This is a genomic window from Allomuricauda sp. R78024 (assembly GCF_044596045.1).
In the GTDB taxonomy this organism is placed as follows: domain Bacteria; phylum Bacteroidota; class Bacteroidia; order Flavobacteriales; family Flavobacteriaceae; genus Flagellimonas.
Map to the genome: position 1 here is coordinate 1218987 of NZ_CP138995.1, position 16187 is coordinate 1235173.

Consider the following 16187-nt stretch of genomic DNA (forward strand, 5'->3'; position numbering starts at 1 on the left):
AAATAGTAGTCTTTTTATTCGCTTTGTGGGCTAAAAAGTGAACTAAACAGCGTACATAAAATCAAAGTTACAACTCCAGTAGCAAAAACCTTTTTCAAAATCAGTAGGAAGTGGGATATACTTAAAATTTCCAATGAAAAGAAAACAACTTGATGTATTAATACTAATAGGCCTAAAAACGTAATGCGCTGTACTTTGGTGGTATTCTTAAAACTAAAGTTTTGAAATTCATAATTTACCCCAAAACAAAAACGCATAATCACTGGCCTTATGTAGGCTACGGTCAATGAAGCAATGGCATGCAATGCCATGGAGTCTGAAAAAATATCGATCATTAGCCCTAGAAAAAATGCAGTCAGCATAAAAACAGCTCTATTTCCTTTAATGGGAAACCAGTAAAGGAAAATAACATAGACCAAGGGGTTTATAAAGCCAAGGAAGTTCAAGGTGTTGAAAATTAATACTTGGGTCAAGACAAGTAGTATAAATCGAAAACCATTTAAGATTAAGCTGCTATTCATCTGCGGTTTTTGCCTCCAATTTTTTAATTTCCTCCTTGTTCATGTTCTTTATGAGATAGACATTCTTAATATTGGCCATATCGTTGAATAATTCAACATCAATATTATAAAAGCTTCTAGAAGCATTTAGGTCATATTTTTTGATGACACCAATAGGAATGTTTTCGGGAAAAATACTGGACATTGCTCCTGTAACAATAGTATCACCAACAACCAAAGGAACTAGTCTGGGGATGTCAATGAGCTGTACAACCTTATAATCTTGCACATCCCAAATTAATGAACCAAAATAATTCGTGTTCTTTATCTTGGCGTTAATATTGGATTTTGTATTAAGTACGCTCTGTACTGTAGCAAATTTTGAAGAAGTATTTTCAACAATTCCCAAGATTCCTTTAGTGGTAATTACACCCATATCCTGCTCTATACCATGATTTTCCCCTTTGTCTATGGTGACATAGTTTCTTGGGGAGGAAAAGCTGTTTTTTATTAGATTAGCAGTAATTACCTCATAATCTTTGAAAATACTGTCCTTCTCTTGAACGGGTTCTTTTTGAGGATTAAAAAGTAATTTTCGCAGTTGCTCATTCTCTTCAAGAAGCCTATTGTTTTCCTCACGTAGTCCAAAATAGGATGAAATATTGGAGGCTGTGCCATACACATTGCCCATTACCCATTTGGATGAATTGAAGAACTTAGATTGATGGTATGAATGGGTCCTAATGGTTAGCGCAAGGGAAATAACCATAAGAAAGCCATAGAGAAATGCATTTCTGTAACTTAGAATAAAATTGATGATGCGCTGCATGCAATCGTATCATTAGGAAAGTTAATAAACTTTCAAATGGCCATTAAACGGTATAAAAACCGAACTACTTTATTAATATACTTTTATATCGCTCTAAATTTTTAAGTGCTATACCCGTACCTCTTACAACAGCCCTTAATGGGTCTTCTGCAATATAAACGGGTAAATCAGTTTTTTGCGAAAGTCTTCTATCCAATCCTCTTAGCATAGACCCTCCACCAGCTAAGTAAATACCAGTATTGTAGATATCTGCAGCCAGCTCAGGAGGCGTTTGCGATAATGTTTCCATTACGGCATCTTCAACCCTTAAAATACTTTTGTCAAGTGCTTTGGCAATTTCTCTGTATGAAACCTGCACTTGTTTTGGTTTTCCGGTCAATAAGTCTCTTCCTTGGATTGACTTGTCATCCGGTGGAGATTTTAAATCCTCGGTTGCGGAACCAATTTCAATTTTTATAGCTTCTGCGGTACTTTCTCCAACATATAAATTGTGTTGGGTTCTCATATAATAGATAATATCATTGGTAAAAACATCACCTGCAATCTTGACTGATTTATCACAAACAATTCCACCAAGAGCAATCACCGCAATTTCTGTGGTACCACCACCTATATCCACAATCATATTTCCTTTAGGCTGCATAATATCCAATCCAATACCGATGGCTGCTGCCATAGGTTCATGTATTAAATAAACTTCCTTGCCATTTACCCTTTCAGCTGATTCTCTTACCGCTCGCATTTCTACCTCGGTAATTCCAGAAGGGATGCAGATGACCATCCTAAGGGCGGGTGGGAACCATTTTTTCTTTAAGGCAGGAATATTTTTGATGAACATATTAATCATCTTTTCCGAAGCATCAAAGTCAGCAATTACACCATCTTTTAAAGGTCGTATGGTTTTAATATTCTCATGGGTTTTCCCTTGCATCATATTGGCTTCCCTACCAACTGCTATAATCTTTCCAGAGACTCGGTCTCGGGCAACAATGGACGGGCTGTCAACTACTACTTTGTCTAAATGAATTATCAGGGTGTTTGCAGTACCAAGGTCGATGGCGATTTCCTCGGTCATGAAATCAAAAAATCCCATAAAAAGTGTCGGTTTTTTGGATTAAAAGTAAATTTTATCGGCTAAAGTACTAAAATTAATGCTTAAAATGTCTAGTGCCAGTCATTACCATTGCCAGTCCATTTTCATTGCAATAATCTATGCTCAGTTGGTCTTTTATGGAACCTCCTGGTTGTATCACACTTTTTACACCTGCTTTATCAGCAATTTCAACACAATCAGGGAAGGGGAAGAAAGCATCACTGGCCATTACAGCACCGTCTAAATCAAAATTAAAGGACTTAGCTTTATGAATGGCTTGATTTAACGCATCTACCCTTGAAGTCTGTCCTGTACCACTAGCAAAAAGCTGCTTGTTTTTTGCCAAAACAATTGTGTTGCTCTTGGTATGCTTACAAAGTTTGGAAGCGAAAATTAAATCTTCGATTTCTTCAGGAGAAGATTTTTTATCTGTTACAGATGTTAAACCGTCTGCCGTGTCCGTTTTAAAATCCTTGTCTTGAACCAAAACCCCATTGAGACAGGTTCTTACTAGGGTATCCGGTAGATCTACTTCATTTTGAATAAGTATGATTCTATTCTTTTTGCCTTTAAGGATTTCCAAAGCATCAGCAGAGTAACTTGGTGCTATCACTACTTCACAAAATAATTTATGTATCTCTTCAGCTGTAGGCGCGTCAATTTCAACATTAGAAATCAGAATACCACCAAAAGCAGAGACCGGATCACCAGCTAACGCATCAACATATGCTTGATTTATGGTATCCCTTGTTGCCAGACCACAAGCATTGTTATGTTTTAAAATAGCGAAAGTGGGCGCATCATTTTTAAACTCTCCCATTAAGTTTACGGCGGCATCTACATCTAAAAGATTATTGTAGGATAGTTCTTTGCCATGCAGTTTGGTAAAGATTGCCTCAAAATCTCCAAAGAAAAGCCCTTTTTGGTGTGGGTTTTCCCCATAGCGAAGTACTTGTCCATTTTGTTCGCTTATCTTCAATACAGCTTCATCATGATTTTGATTGAAGTAATTAAAGATAGCAGTATCATAATGAGAGGAGACATTGAATGCTTTGGAAGCAAAGCGTTTGCGATCTTCAAGTGTGGTTATACCATCACTTTCAGAAATAACATTAAGGAAATCTTCATAATCCTCCATTGATGAAACACACAGCACATCTTTAAAGTTTTTAGCCGCAGCACGTATCAATGATATGCCACCTATGTCTATCTTCTCAATAATTTCTTGTTCGGGTGCCCCACTGGCAACGGTTTTTTCAAAAGGATATAAATCTACAATGACAATGTCCAGTTGAGGTATTTCAAATTCCTCCATTTGGGCAACATCGCTTTCATTGTCCTGTCTATTTAAGATTCCACCAAAAACCTTGGGATGCAATGTCTTTACACGTCCACCTAAAATAGAAGGGTAACTGGTGACATCTTCAACGGGGACTACATTTATTCCCAAATCCCGAATAAATTTTTCTGTTCCACCTGTAGAATATAGGGTTACCCCAAGTTCATCAAGTTTTTTAACAATAGGTTCTAATCCATCTTTGTGAAAAACGGAAATAAGTGCAGCAGAAGCTTTTTTGGCAGTGTTCATTTTGTGTGTTAAAAATCAATTTATTAAGCACACAAAAGTAATTTTTTTGTTACTAAAAAGTTGGAGGGGTTATCAACAAAATGGCACTAGTTTTAAAGAATTTCAGCTACTTTTTCATTAACAAATTCTAAAAAGCGTTCATCTTCTTCAGTAAATGGATCTGGAGTATTGGAATCTATATCGATTTGCCCAATGTTTTTCCCATTTTTAAATAACGGAACAACGATTTCTGCTTTAACCGTAATACTACAAGCAATGTAATTGTCCTGAGCAGCAACATCTGGTACAACAAAGTTCTCATTGCTCACTGCTACTTGGCCACAAATACCTTTTCCAAATGGAATAATGGTATGGTCTGTAGGTTCACCTACATATGGACCAAGTTTCAATTCGTCCTTATCACCATTTTTAAAATAGAACCCTACCCAGTTATAGTATGCTATTGAATCTTTCAACAATTCGCAAACCTCGGTTAAACGATTTTCTACGCTTTTTTCTTTTTCCGCTAGGATGGAAGTTATTTTGGGTTTTAGGGACGATAACATGAAATTGTTTTTTGCAAATTTATTTTAATTTAAAGTTTTTTGTCTGTTTAAAAGACTAAAAATTACACAATAAGATAGCCTAAAGTTTAGTTAATGAAAAGAGGTTAAAATCCCTTAAAGTGAAATAAATCGTAATTTTGCTCTTGTGAAAACAGTTTTTCATCATATCACTTCAGTACTGCTTGCCATTATGGTATTGCTTTCCACCGTTTCTTGGACTGTGGACAAGCATTTTTGTATGGGTAGGGTAATGGATATTTCACTGTTTGTTGATGCGGAAGAATGCGGTATGGAAGTGGCCATGGCCACAATGGGAGATAAAGTGATGGAAAATCATTGTTGTGATGATGAGTCCTTTACTTTTACTGGGCAGGATGATTTGAAACTTTCATGGTATGATCTAGAAATAGAACACCAGGACTTTCTGGTGGCTTTCACGTATTCATATTTAAATTTATTTGTTCCGGTTGATAAGCTTCCGGTTGCTAACGAAAAATACCCACCCCCTCTTTTGGTCAAGGACATAACTGTTTTGGACCAAGTCTTTTTGATTTGATGTTTTTGAATTTTTAAAATGAAGTCCTCAATGGACTACAAAGGACACATCTTATAGTGTCAAGTAGAAATTCAATACATATAAATGAAAAATATTTTAATAGTACTTTTTTGTCTTCCAATGCTCGTGGGCGCCCAAAAGAAAATTCAGGGCATGGTCATGGAGGCCAATATAGAAAACAAACATATAGGGCTTGCTGGGGCTAATGTATACTGGTTAAATTCTCAAACTGGAACCATTACTAAAAATGATGGAACTTTCAGTATACCTTACCTTAAAGAGCACAACAAACTGGTAATAAGTTTTGTTGGTTTTAGAACAGATACCTTGACTATTGATGAACCCAAAATGGTACATCACTGGTTACAATCTTCCAATCAATTGGATGAGGTGGTAGTGCAAAAGGAGAGAGATGCCGTACAAAAGACGTTTTTTTCCACTCAAAATGTAATTACAGTAAATAGCGCGGAGCTCTTAAAGGCAGCCTGTTGTAATCTATCCGAAAGTTTTGAAACCAATCCGGCAATCGATGTCAATTTTAATGATGCGCTTACTGGCACAAAACAGATTCAGATGTTGGGGCTTACCAGTCCATATTTACTGATTACCCAAGAAAATATTCCAATGGTTAGAGGGGCCTCTCAAACATATGGTCTCACCTTTACGCCAGGTACGTGGGTAGAAAGTATTCAGATCACCAAAGGTGCAGGTAGTGTTGTAAATGGTTATGAAAGTATTTCGGGCCAAATCAATACTGAACTGCAAAAACCATTAACGGATAGCCCTGTGTTTGTTAATGGTTATGCCAATTTAAATGGCCGCTTGGAATTGAACACACATCTAAATACCAAATTGTCTGATAAATGGAGCACTGGATTATTTATTCATGGAAATAGAAGGGATATTGAAGTGGATAACAATGATGATGGATTTTTAGATACTCCCCTGGCCAATCAAATCAATATTATGAACCGTTGGCAGTACCAAGACCCGGAGAAAGGATGGGTAAGTTTCTTTAATGTCAGATTCTTAAATGATGAAAAACAGGTAGGCGAGACTAATTTTAACCCAGATACAGATAAATTCACTACAAATGCTTGGGGTAGCGAGATTGACACAAAAAGGGTTGATGGCTCAGTAAAATTAGGATACGTTTTCCCTGAATTGCCATTTCAAAGTTTTGGTTTTCAAGCCTCCTATAGCAGTCATCAACAGGATTCTTACTACGGTTTCAATGTGTACGATATTGACCATGAAAGTATTTATTCAAACTTTTTATTCAATTCAATCATTGGAAATACAAAGAACAAATTTAAAACTGGTTTAACCTTTGCTTATGATGGCTATGACGAACTCGTAAATAATCAACAATTTGAACGTGTTGATAGATCTGCAGGTGCTTTTTTTGAATATAGTTATGCTAATTTGGAAAAATTAAGCTTTACCGCTGGTCTGCGATTGGATTCACATAACAGATTGGGAACTTTTTTTACACCTAGGTTCCATATCCGATACACACCATGGGAGAAGGCCAGCATAAGAGGGTCTTTTGGTTTGGGAAGAAGAGCTGCAAATATTTTTGCTGAGAATCAAAGGTTGTTTGCTTCTGCAAGAACTATTCAACTTAATGGAAACGGAGGTGATGTTTATGGTTTTGATGCGGAAAAGGCAATGAATTATGGTATAAGTTTTTTACAAGGGTTTACATTGTTTGATAGGCCAGGTAACTTTTCGATGGATTTTTACAGAACGGATTTTGACAATCAAATTGTGGTTGATTGGGAAAATCCCCGAGAGGTTAGATTTTCAAATTTGGAAGGAAAGAGTTTCGCCAATAGTTTACAGGTTGAGTTGAACCATGAAGTACTGCCCAATTTGGAAGTGAGAACTGCATACAAGTTTTATGATGTAAAAACGGATTTTCAGACAGGACTTCAACAAAAACCATTACAAGCTAGACATAGATATTTTGCCAATATTGGGTATAATACACCGGTAAAAGATAACGGAGCTCAATGGCGATTTGATTATACTGTGCATGCATTGGGAGAACAGCGTTTGCCAAATACTTCTTCAAATCCAGTAGATTTTCAACTAGGTGATTTTGCAGAAGGTTATAGCCTAATGAATGCCCAGATGACAAAAGTGTTTTCAAAAAAGTTTGAGGTATATGTTGGAGGTGAGAATTTAACTAATTTTAGACAAAGTAACCCAGTTTTGGGCGCTGAAGACCCTTTTGGTACAAATTTTGACACAACAATCATATACGCTCCCATTTTTGGAAGAATGCTCTATGCGGGCTTTAGATTTAAATCATAACACCTAAAAATAGATAAAAATGAGAAACATAGTATTGACCATAACGTGCATATTGATTTCGGCAATTGGTTTTGCACAGGACAAAAATAAAAAGGTCGCTTTTGAGGTAGATGGCAAATGCGAAATGTGTAAAATGCGGATAGAAAAAGCTGCCTTGGATGTAACAGGGGTCAAATATGCCACTTGGGATATTCCATCACACCAGTTGTCTTTAGTGGTAGATGAAAGAAAAACCGATCCTATGAAGATTAAGACTGCATTGGTTGCAGCTGGGCATGATACCAAAGAGCTTAAAGCAACCAAAGAAGCCTATGACAAAATTCATCCTTGTTGTAAATACCGTGAGGATAATTCAGACGACAGTGATAAGCATTAAATGGAACAAACGTATTCAATCATAGGAATGACCTGTGAAGGTTGTGTTGCTTCGGTTTCAAATAAGCTTTCTAAAACAAAGGGAGTTAAAGGTGTTAAGGTAAGCTTAGAAGATGCGCAGGCAAGGATTGTATCAAGACACCATCTTTCAACCAGTGCTTTGCAGGCTGCTTTGGGAGGCAAATATGCTATAGAGGAAGAACATTCTGTTATACCTATGGTAGCAGTTGAGGAAAAGTCGAAATGGGTGCAATTGAAGCCTTTGTTCTTGATTTTTGCTTATCTATTTGGAGCCTCCACTCTATTGCATTTTAAAGACTGGAATACAGGTGAAGCAATGCTGGATTTTATGGGCTTGTTCTATATAGTCTTTAGCTTTTTTAAATTCTTGGATTTGACAGGTTTTCCTGAAAGTTTTGCAATGTATGATCCTTTGGCAAAACTGATTCCAGCTTATGGTTGGCTATATCCTTTTATAGAGTTGGGATTGGGACTACTTTTCTTAATGCGATTGAAAATAACCTTTGCATTAATTGTAACCGTTGTTGTTCTGGGTATTACAACCATCGGAGTTACTAAAACCTTATTGGATAAAAAAAGTATCCGTTGCGCTTGTTTGGGAACTGCTTTAAAACTCCCAATGACAGAGGCAACTTTTATAGAGAATGCAATAATGCTGGTTATGGCTGGTTGGATGCTTGCAGGCTAAATAAAAATGGAGTTAACCCTTTTTCATGTTCTTTGTTTTAAGTCTTGAAAAAGGGTTTCCCGTTTTATTTCAATTTTATCACAAAAGCATTTGTGTCCAAAAGTTTTGGTTTTAGGTCATCAGGTATTTTAATGGTCAATCCACCCTTGGATGATGTGCATTTTAGTTTTGTATTAAAACCAAGAATTCTTGCTCTAACATTTTTTTGAGGAACGTATCCTGAAAACTTTATCTCAGAAGGCAGGTCGTTCTGATCTTTTTCTGTGAGGTAGATAAGATAAATGGAACCATCGGGTTTAGACGTAATACAGATGTTATCAAACTTATAAGGTGCCATGGACCTAGTGCCATATATGGCTTCGTTGTTTACATCCATCCAACCTCCTATTTCTTCAAGCAATTTATAGGCATCCTTGTCCCATTCCCCTTCTGGGCTTGGAGCAATGTTCAATAATAAATTGCCGCCTTTTGCGACAATATCCACCAGCGTATGTATTGCTTCACGACCAGACATATACTTGGCGTTAAACGAATATGACCATGAGCCTCCAGCAATAATACATGACTCCCATGGATAAGGCAATGGCTTTTCCGGAATTCTATTCTCAGGGGTCAAATAATTTTGATTGATACCGTGAACAGCGCGGTCCACAACAATTAGTCCAGGTTGTTTGATTCTGGCCTTTTTGACCAATGCATCCATTTTAATGTCTTGGTTGATGATTCTATGTTTTAGATAACCATTTTTGTTATCTTTCAATTGCTGATCGTACCAGCTGGTTATTGAAGATTTAGGGGTTTTAGCAACCCAACCGCCATCCAGCCAAAGAATATCCACTTTACCATAGTCTGTAAGTAATTCTAAAATTTGGTTATGGGTGAAATCAACAAATTCTTGCCACTTTTCTGGATTGGCCTCAGGCTCATAATTTACATTACGATCACGAGGAGGGTAATAAGGGTCCCAATAGGATGGCTCATGCCAGTCTGGTTTTGAAAAATACGCTCCAGCCCAAAACCCTTGTGATCTAAAAGAATTAAAAATCTCTTTGGTTATGTTGGCTTTTGGATGCGTAGAAAAAGGAGTTTCAGAATCTGTCACCTTATAGTCGGTATATTTTGAATCAAACATGGAAAAACCATCATGGTGCTTTGTTGTAAATACCACATATTTCATTCCTGCATTCTTTGCTGCGTTTGCCCATTTATCTGGATTGAATTTAGTTGGATTAAATGTTTTCTTTAAACCTTCGTATTCCTTCTTGTAGGTATAATAATCCATGGGATTTGATCCCTTAGTGCGTTCACACCATCCATATTCTTCTGGACAAAGTGACCAAGACTCTACAATGCCCCATTGGCTATAAGTGCCCCAATGCATTAATAATCCAAATTTCAGATCTTGCCATTGTTCCAACTTTTTCAGCACTAATGGGTCTGTTTCAGGAACATAACGTTCTTCCTCATAAATTGCTTGAGAGAAACTGCTTTGAGGTATTAAAATCAAGAATGTTATTAGAGATATAAAGAATGATAAATTGAAACTCCTTTTCATTGTTGAATTTTTTAATTAATAATAATTTCATCGGCAAAAACCCAAGAAGGTAACCCAGCAGCGTGGTGCCAATATGGGGTTTCGGTATTTTTTGCACTTACTTTAAGATATCGAATTTTTCTGGGCTTAAAATCCAAATCAAAATGGTGGATATCATTTACTTTACTTGTTTTTTCTAAAGGATCTGGGTTCTTTAGTGTCCCCAACTGTGTAAAATTTGAGTTGTCCATAGATCCAGAATAGCTTACTGAAGAAGGAAAGAACACCACATGATTGGTTACTTGCAAAAATGCCAGGGATATGGTGTTTATGGTTTTCGGTTCCCCTAAATCGACCACCACTTCCATGTCATTGCCTTCATATCCGAGCCAGTTTGCGTAAAAACTACTGCCACCCAATGCACCATCTGTTAATACTAAAGGGTCTTCATTAGCATATTTCTTAGGTTTCGTCAACGTAACAACTGTTTTGCCTTTTGCCTTATTTGGTTTTTGGGCAATTTTTAGTGCCGACATATAATTGGATGCGTACTCATTAACCGTAAAACCCATTTCATTCATCAAAGTGATGTTGTTTTTTCTGGAAGTATTTATAAAGTTGTCCAGTAAGGAAACAACCATTGGATTGATTGTTTTGTTGAGGTTTTGATCTTCGATCAATAAGCTATAGTTTTCAGTGATATTTTTTCTACAAGCTTCCAAAACTGCGTAATCTACACCCAAACGGGCCATTTTAACCCTTTCCACTACTTCTTGTTTGTGTGCAACTGCCTTTTCGGCCTCATCAAACAGTTGTGTATATTCCTGTAGCAATTCTGGTTTCAGATATGATGAAAATGCTTCTGACGGATCGCCATATAAGAAGAGGAAAAAATCATTGTCCTCTTTAATTTTAGAATGAATTAAGTAGACGTATTTCTTTATAAAAGGACCGGCTTCATGATAATATCCGTTAGTAAATTCTTCTAACAGTTTTTCAATATCTAAATCAGGGTTCCAGAGTAATTTAGCAGTAACATACGAGCGTAGTTCAAAGAGTTCACTTGGATTATGACTATGTTGCTCAAAAATCCATTTGGCATTGTTGTCCCTAAACAATTGTATGTTAGGCTGCAATGTGAAAATATTGGGGAATGGAGCCAGGAAATTGGTAAACTGTGTGGTGTAGTCCCAAATACGAATATTATTGGTCAGTTTTCCCCAACCAATAAGATCACTTGCAAAATCTGTGCACTTTTCTGCTATGGGGGCACTGCGGTCACATTCTATGGAGCATAGAGTGATCAATACATTTGGCTCTGGACGGGTTTTTGGTGGTTTTCGGGTATATTGATAAGCCAAAGTAGAAATGGTCTTATCTGGAAAAGCTTTTGCCACTTGGTTTACAAAATGAATCATTGTGCCGGCAGGGCTTCCTTCTGTTTCATCAATTTTGCTGCAATTATTACATTGACAATGTTGTTGGTTGTCATCCTGGCTTACTGAAATTACTGAAGCTGTCGGATTTCTTTTGAAAAGTGAAGCAACAGAATCCTTTACTATTTCCAAAACTTTTTCATTTGTAAGACAGAGTTGGGTAGGTAGCCTTTTTTCACCTCTTAATGCATAATACTCAGGATGTGATTCGTAGAATTTCTCTTCGGGGATAAACCTATGAAAGGTGTGCACCTTGGCCTCGGGGACATATTTTGGAAATGCTTCATAGGTGACTTTCTGTTGGTCCGCGAATTCATGGTTTTCATAGAACAACTTCGAATGTACTGTTCTTGTTGTTATTTCTGGAATGTGCCTATAATCAATGGGATTAAGAGCAATGGTTTTGGATAGTGGTATCTCTTCGACCCCTGGGGCATACCATCTGCAGTTTAAATAGTTGTTCAAAAACTCAAAGACCGCATTGGTGACGGCCTCGTCAGAGCCTCCAGAAATGAATACATTTTCATTTTCTGTTTTAATTTTTATTTCATACGGTTGTAAATCCTCTTCTTTGATATTTCCAACGTAAATCTTTTTCTTATCAATAGTTTGTGAACTCTCATCTACAATAATCAACTGAACACCGCTTATTTTGTACAGATATTCTTGTAGGTGCTCTGCTGCTGTGTATTGATCCTTGGAAGCATTGTCCATGAAGACGATTTCATAATCTGATTTTCCATTTTCAGCTAATATGACCTGGTCGCTAGAACACGAAACAAAGAGCAAAGCTAAACTCAGCAGTAAGACAAGTAGATTATTTTTCATGGATAGATAGATGATTAATGGGTCAATTTTTTATTGAAGCATCGTACATGGCTTTTAAAAGACTGTTGGCATCTTTGGTATCGTTTCCTAGTTGCCAGAACATTATACCGCCCAATTTCTTTTTTAATGCATACTCAGTTTTTAGCCTAACAGAGACCGTATCATCATAACTTATAAAAATGCTGTCCTTTGCGCTATAGAGGTAGGGTGCTTTTGCAATGGAATCCCAATATCTTTTGTAATTTTTGTCAGCCTCAAATTCTTTCCTAATTTGACTATAACCACTCCAGCCTATGTGCGCGCCTGTGTTTGATTGGTAAAGTCCGTTATTCACAGGAGGGACTCCTTTCCATGCTCTGCCATAAAAAGCCGAACCTATTACAAGTTGTTCAGGTTTGACTCCATTTTCAATACAAAAAGCGATAATTTTTTGTGCTGATCTTGGTCCGTAATCACCGCTACCATCTTTCTGGGATTTCCTATAATTCTCAATAAATTCAGCTGCGGGAGTATCTTTAATGTCTTCTTCTTTAATATATCCCAAAGGGGTATGGTGCCCCGTAAAAGGTGAGTTTCCACCTACCTGATCGTAAGTCATCACATTCATAAAGTCAACATGTTTCATAACTTCCGTAATCTCAATGTTATTGTAATAGCGCTTCCATCCTGCAGATGCAAACGTCAGTATCTGCTCTCTTTCTAAGGTATTTAGAGCTTCGCGCAATTCTTTCATCAACAAGGTGAAGTTCTGTTTGTCTTCTGGTCTTGCTCCTGTATTTGCAGCTGGTATGGCAGGATATTCCCAATCAACATCAAGTCCATCAAGTTGGTATTCTCTATTGAAATTGACTACACTTTCCACGAATTTTTTTCGGTTCTCTGCTGTATGGGACATATCTGAAAAGCCATCAGCGCCCCATCCGCCACAGGCTATCATTACCTTTAAATGCGGGTGTTTTTTACGTTGGGCAACTAATTCGTGAAGTTTTTTGCCATTTTCGGCATGTTTAAACTTCATCTCGCCATCAATTACATTGGTGAAAGAAAATATGATATGCGTTAATTGTTCTAAGGGAAGTTGATCTGGGCTATAATTTTTTTCTGGAACATAATACCCCATTACCACAATTGAATCGTCTTTTTGTTTTTTGCTATTTACAAAAGAAACGACCAGGAATACAACAAGAAAGGCAGTGAAGAGTTTAATGTATTTCATGAGAAAGGGATTTTGTAATCAAAAATTAATCAATTAACTCCCTTTGCTCTAAACTATTAGACAGAAAACATTTGAGAAAGTATGGACGACCGATTTAGAGCTAAAAAATCGCTCAGAAGCTCTACTTCAAATTATTTCAATAAAAAAACCGCTCCAAATTTTGGAGCGGTTTTTTTAAAATATTTATTGGTCCCTAAAGGGATTACATCATACCTGGCATTCCACCGCCGCCGCCCATTGGAGGCATAGCTGGAACATCTTCTTTAATATCTGTCAATGCACATTCTGTGGTCAATATCATTCCAGCAACAGAAGCTGCATTTTCCAAAGCAACGCGAGTTACTTTAGTAGGATCTATGATACCCGCTTTCATCATTTCAACATATTTGTCAGATTTGGCATCAAAACCAAAGTCCCCTTTGCCTTCCATAACTTTAGCGACAACAACAGAACCTTCACCACCTGCGTTTTCAACTATGGTGCGCAATGGAGACTCAATAGCTCTGGCAACAATTTGCAATCCAGTTTCTTCATCAGCGTTTATTGCATCTACTTTAGAAAGAACAGATTTTGCTCTTACCAATGCCACACCACCACCAGCAACGATACCTTCTTCAACAGCAGCTCTTGTAGCATGCAAAGCATCATCTACGCGGTCTTTCTTTTCCTTCATTTCCACTTCAGAAGCGGCACCAACATAAAGTACGGCAACACCGCCAGCCAATTTTGCTAAACGTTCTTGCAGTTTTTCCTTATCGTAATCTGATGTGGTAGTCTCGATTTGAGCCTTGATTTGATTAACACGGGTTTTAATGTTTTTTGCAACACCAGCACCATTGACAATTGTAGTATTGTCTTTATCAATAGTTACTCTTTCCGTAGTACCTAACATATCTATAGTTGCAGTCTCTAAAGAGAAGCCTCTTTCTTCAGAAATAACAGTTCCGTTAGTTAGAATAGCAATGTCTTCTAACATGGCTTTTCTTCTATCACCAAAACCTGGAGCTTTTACCGCTGCTATTTTTAATGAACCTCTTAGTTTGTTCACCACCAAAGTAGCCAAAGCTTCACCGTCAACATCTTCAGATATGATCAACAAAGGTTTTCCAGATTGAGCTACAGGCTCCAATACTGGCAATAAATCCTTCATTGAAGAGATTTTCTTGTCGAACAAAAGGATGTACGGATTGTCTAAATCAACAATCATTTTTTCAGAATCGGTAACAAAATATGGAGAAAGATACCCTCTATCAAACTGCATTCCTTCAACAACATCAACGTAAGTATCCGTTCCTTTTGCTTCTTCTACCGTGATAACACCTTCTTTTCCAACTTTTCCAAAAGCTTGGGCAATCAAATCGCCAATAGTTCCGTCGTTGTTTGCAGAAATAGCGGCTACTTGCTTAATTTTTTCTGATGAATCTCCAACTTTTTTGGATTGCTTTGATAGATTTTCAACAATAGCCTCTACAGCCTTGTCAATACCTCTTTTCAAATCCATTGGATTAGCACCTGCTGCAACATTTTTAAGGCCTTCTTTTACAATTGACTGAGCAAGAACGGTTGCAGTAGTGGTCCCATCACCAGCCAAATCGTTGGTTTTAGAAGCAACTTCTTTTACCATTTGAGCACCCATATTTTCAAGAGGATTCTCTAATTCAATTTCTTTTGCCACAGTAACACCATCTTTGGTTACTTGTGGAGCACCAAATGATTTACTTATGATAACGTTTCTTCCCTTAGGGCCTAAGGTAACTTTTACAGCATTGGCCAAGGCATCTACACCTTTTTTTAGGCCGTCACGTGCATCTATATCAAACTTAATATCTTTTGCCATTTTTCTTTAGTTGATTTTTAATTAAACAATTGCTAAAATGTCGCTTTCACGCATCATCAAATAATCTGAGCCATCTAATTTTAACTCCGTACCAGCATACTTGCCATAAAGAACAGTGTCTCCTACCTTAACCGTGATTGCTTCATCTTTAGTTCCTGGGCCAACAGCTACTACTTTGCCTTTTTGTGGTTTCTCTTTTGCAGTATCTGGAATTATGATACCAGAAGCCGTTTTGGTTTCAGCTTCAACAGGTTCTATAAGAACTCTGTCCGCCAATGGTTTGATGTTAACTTTAGCCATATTATTACTTTTTAGGTATTTGTTTTAAAAATTCTGGAAATGATGGACAGAAATTATGCCATTGCAAAAAAACTGACATTATTAGAAAACAAAAATGCCAGCTTGTCATTCAAGCTGGCATTTTGTATTTGTTTTGTCATTAACACTAGTTAATAGTATCTGCTGGAGTGCTATTGTCAGTTGCAGGAACCTGTTCTGGAACTTCCTCCGGAACCGTTTCAGGAACTGTAGTCTCAATATCATCTCCCTGTAATAACTTGGAATCTGCCTGACTGTAATTTCCTTTAAGGGAAACATTGGAAAGTAGAATCAGTACAATTAATAGCGAAGCAAGGGTCCAAGTACTTTTATCTAAAAAGTCTCCTGTTTTCTTTACTCCACCTACTACTTGGTTTCCACTGCCGCCAAAAGAGGAAGATAATCCGCCTCCTTTTGGATTTTGAACCATAATGACCAAAATCAACAAAAGGCAAACAACAATAATTAATATTAAAAAAATCGCAAACGTACTCATTGTCTCTG

At 37.2% G+C, this 16187-nt stretch carries 15 protein-coding genes; 4 read left to right on the forward strand and 11 right to left on the reverse strand.

What is annotated here, in order from left to right:
- Nucleotides 1-14: 14 nt before the first annotated feature.
- From SJY44_RS05455 to SJY44_RS05475, 5 genes are all read right to left on the reverse strand, one after another.
- Nucleotides 15-521 (reverse strand): rod shape-determining protein MreD, encoded by a 507-nt coding sequence (locus SJY44_RS05455; RefSeq protein WP_298924487.1) that lies wholly within the window; start codon nt 519-521, stop codon nt 15-17.
- Complete coding sequence (gene mreC, locus SJY44_RS05460) at nt 514-1329, reverse strand: rod shape-determining protein MreC (protein ID WP_299168149.1); 816 nt, start codon at nt 1327-1329, stop codon at nt 514-516. Before mreC ends, SJY44_RS05455 begins: the two co-directional genes overlap by 8 nt.
- 64 nt (nt 1330-1393) lie before the next feature.
- Nucleotides 1394-2422, reverse strand: coding sequence for a rod shape-determining protein (locus tag SJY44_RS05465; RefSeq protein ID WP_036380166.1), 1029 nt, complete (start codon nt 2420-2422; stop codon nt 1394-1396).
- 55 nt (nt 2423-2477) lie between these two features.
- Nucleotides 2478-4010, reverse strand: a complete 1533-nt coding sequence (gene purH / locus SJY44_RS05470) for a bifunctional phosphoribosylaminoimidazolecarboxamide formyltransferase/IMP cyclohydrolase (RefSeq protein WP_396591584.1) — start codon at nt 4008-4010, stop codon at nt 2478-2480.
- A gap of 92 nt (nt 4011-4102) precedes the next feature.
- Complete coding sequence (locus tag SJY44_RS05475; RefSeq protein WP_298924500.1) at nt 4103-4555, reverse strand: GAF domain-containing protein; 453 nt, start codon at nt 4553-4555, stop codon at nt 4103-4105.
- Nucleotides 4556-4700: 145 nt separating this feature from the next.
- Here SJY44_RS05475 and SJY44_RS05480 point away from each other — a divergent pair, with 145 nt between their 5' ends.
- From SJY44_RS05480 to SJY44_RS05495, 4 genes are all read left to right on the forward strand, one after another.
- On the forward strand, nt 4701-5111 hold the full coding sequence (locus tag SJY44_RS05480) for an HYC_CC_PP family protein (protein ID WP_298924502.1): 411 nt from the start codon (nt 4701-4703) through the stop codon (nt 5109-5111).
- An 84-nt stretch (nt 5112-5195) separates the two neighbouring features.
- Nucleotides 5196-7430, forward strand: coding sequence for a TonB-dependent receptor (locus SJY44_RS05485; protein WP_298924504.1), 2235 nt, complete (start codon nt 5196-5198; stop codon nt 7428-7430).
- Nucleotides 7431-7449: 19 nt separating this feature from the next.
- On the forward strand, nt 7450-7806 hold the full coding sequence (locus SJY44_RS05490; protein ID WP_396591585.1) for a heavy-metal-associated domain-containing protein: 357 nt from the start codon (nt 7450-7452) through the stop codon (nt 7804-7806).
- The gene (locus SJY44_RS05495) at nt 7807-8514 is read left to right on the forward strand and encodes a heavy-metal-associated domain-containing protein (RefSeq protein ID WP_396591586.1); all 708 of its coding nucleotides are present in this window, start codon (nt 7807-7809) and stop codon (nt 8512-8514) included.
- 64 nt (nt 8515-8578) lie between these two features.
- Here SJY44_RS05495 and SJY44_RS05500 read toward each other — a convergent pair whose 3' ends face one another.
- The 6 genes from SJY44_RS05500 to secG form a co-directional block, all read right to left on the reverse strand.
- Nucleotides 8579-10069 (reverse strand): alpha-L-fucosidase, encoded by a 1491-nt coding sequence (locus SJY44_RS05500; protein ID WP_396591587.1) that lies wholly within the window; start codon nt 10067-10069, stop codon nt 8579-8581.
- A gap of 11 nt (nt 10070-10080) precedes the next feature.
- Nucleotides 10081-12312, reverse strand: a complete 2232-nt coding sequence (locus SJY44_RS05505; protein WP_396591588.1) for a DUF4838 domain-containing protein — start codon at nt 12310-12312, stop codon at nt 10081-10083.
- Between the two features lie 22 nt (nt 12313-12334).
- Entirely contained in the window at nt 12335-13528 is a 1194-nt protein-coding gene (locus SJY44_RS05510; RefSeq protein WP_396591589.1) for a glycoside hydrolase family 18 protein, read from the reverse strand.
- A 202-nt stretch (nt 13529-13730) separates the two neighbouring features.
- A complete protein-coding gene (gene groL / locus SJY44_RS05515; protein WP_396591590.1) occupies nt 13731-15365 on the reverse strand; it encodes a chaperonin GroEL in 1635 nt (544 codons plus the stop codon).
- 21 nt (nt 15366-15386) lie between these two features.
- Nucleotides 15387-15665 (reverse strand): co-chaperone GroES, encoded by a 279-nt coding sequence (gene groES / locus SJY44_RS05520; protein WP_055396737.1) that lies wholly within the window; start codon nt 15663-15665, stop codon nt 15387-15389.
- A gap of 145 nt (nt 15666-15810) precedes the next feature.
- Entirely contained in the window at nt 15811-16179 is a 369-nt protein-coding gene (secG, locus tag SJY44_RS05525) for a preprotein translocase subunit SecG (protein WP_298924521.1), read from the reverse strand.
- Nucleotides 16180-16187: the final 8 nt, after the last annotated feature.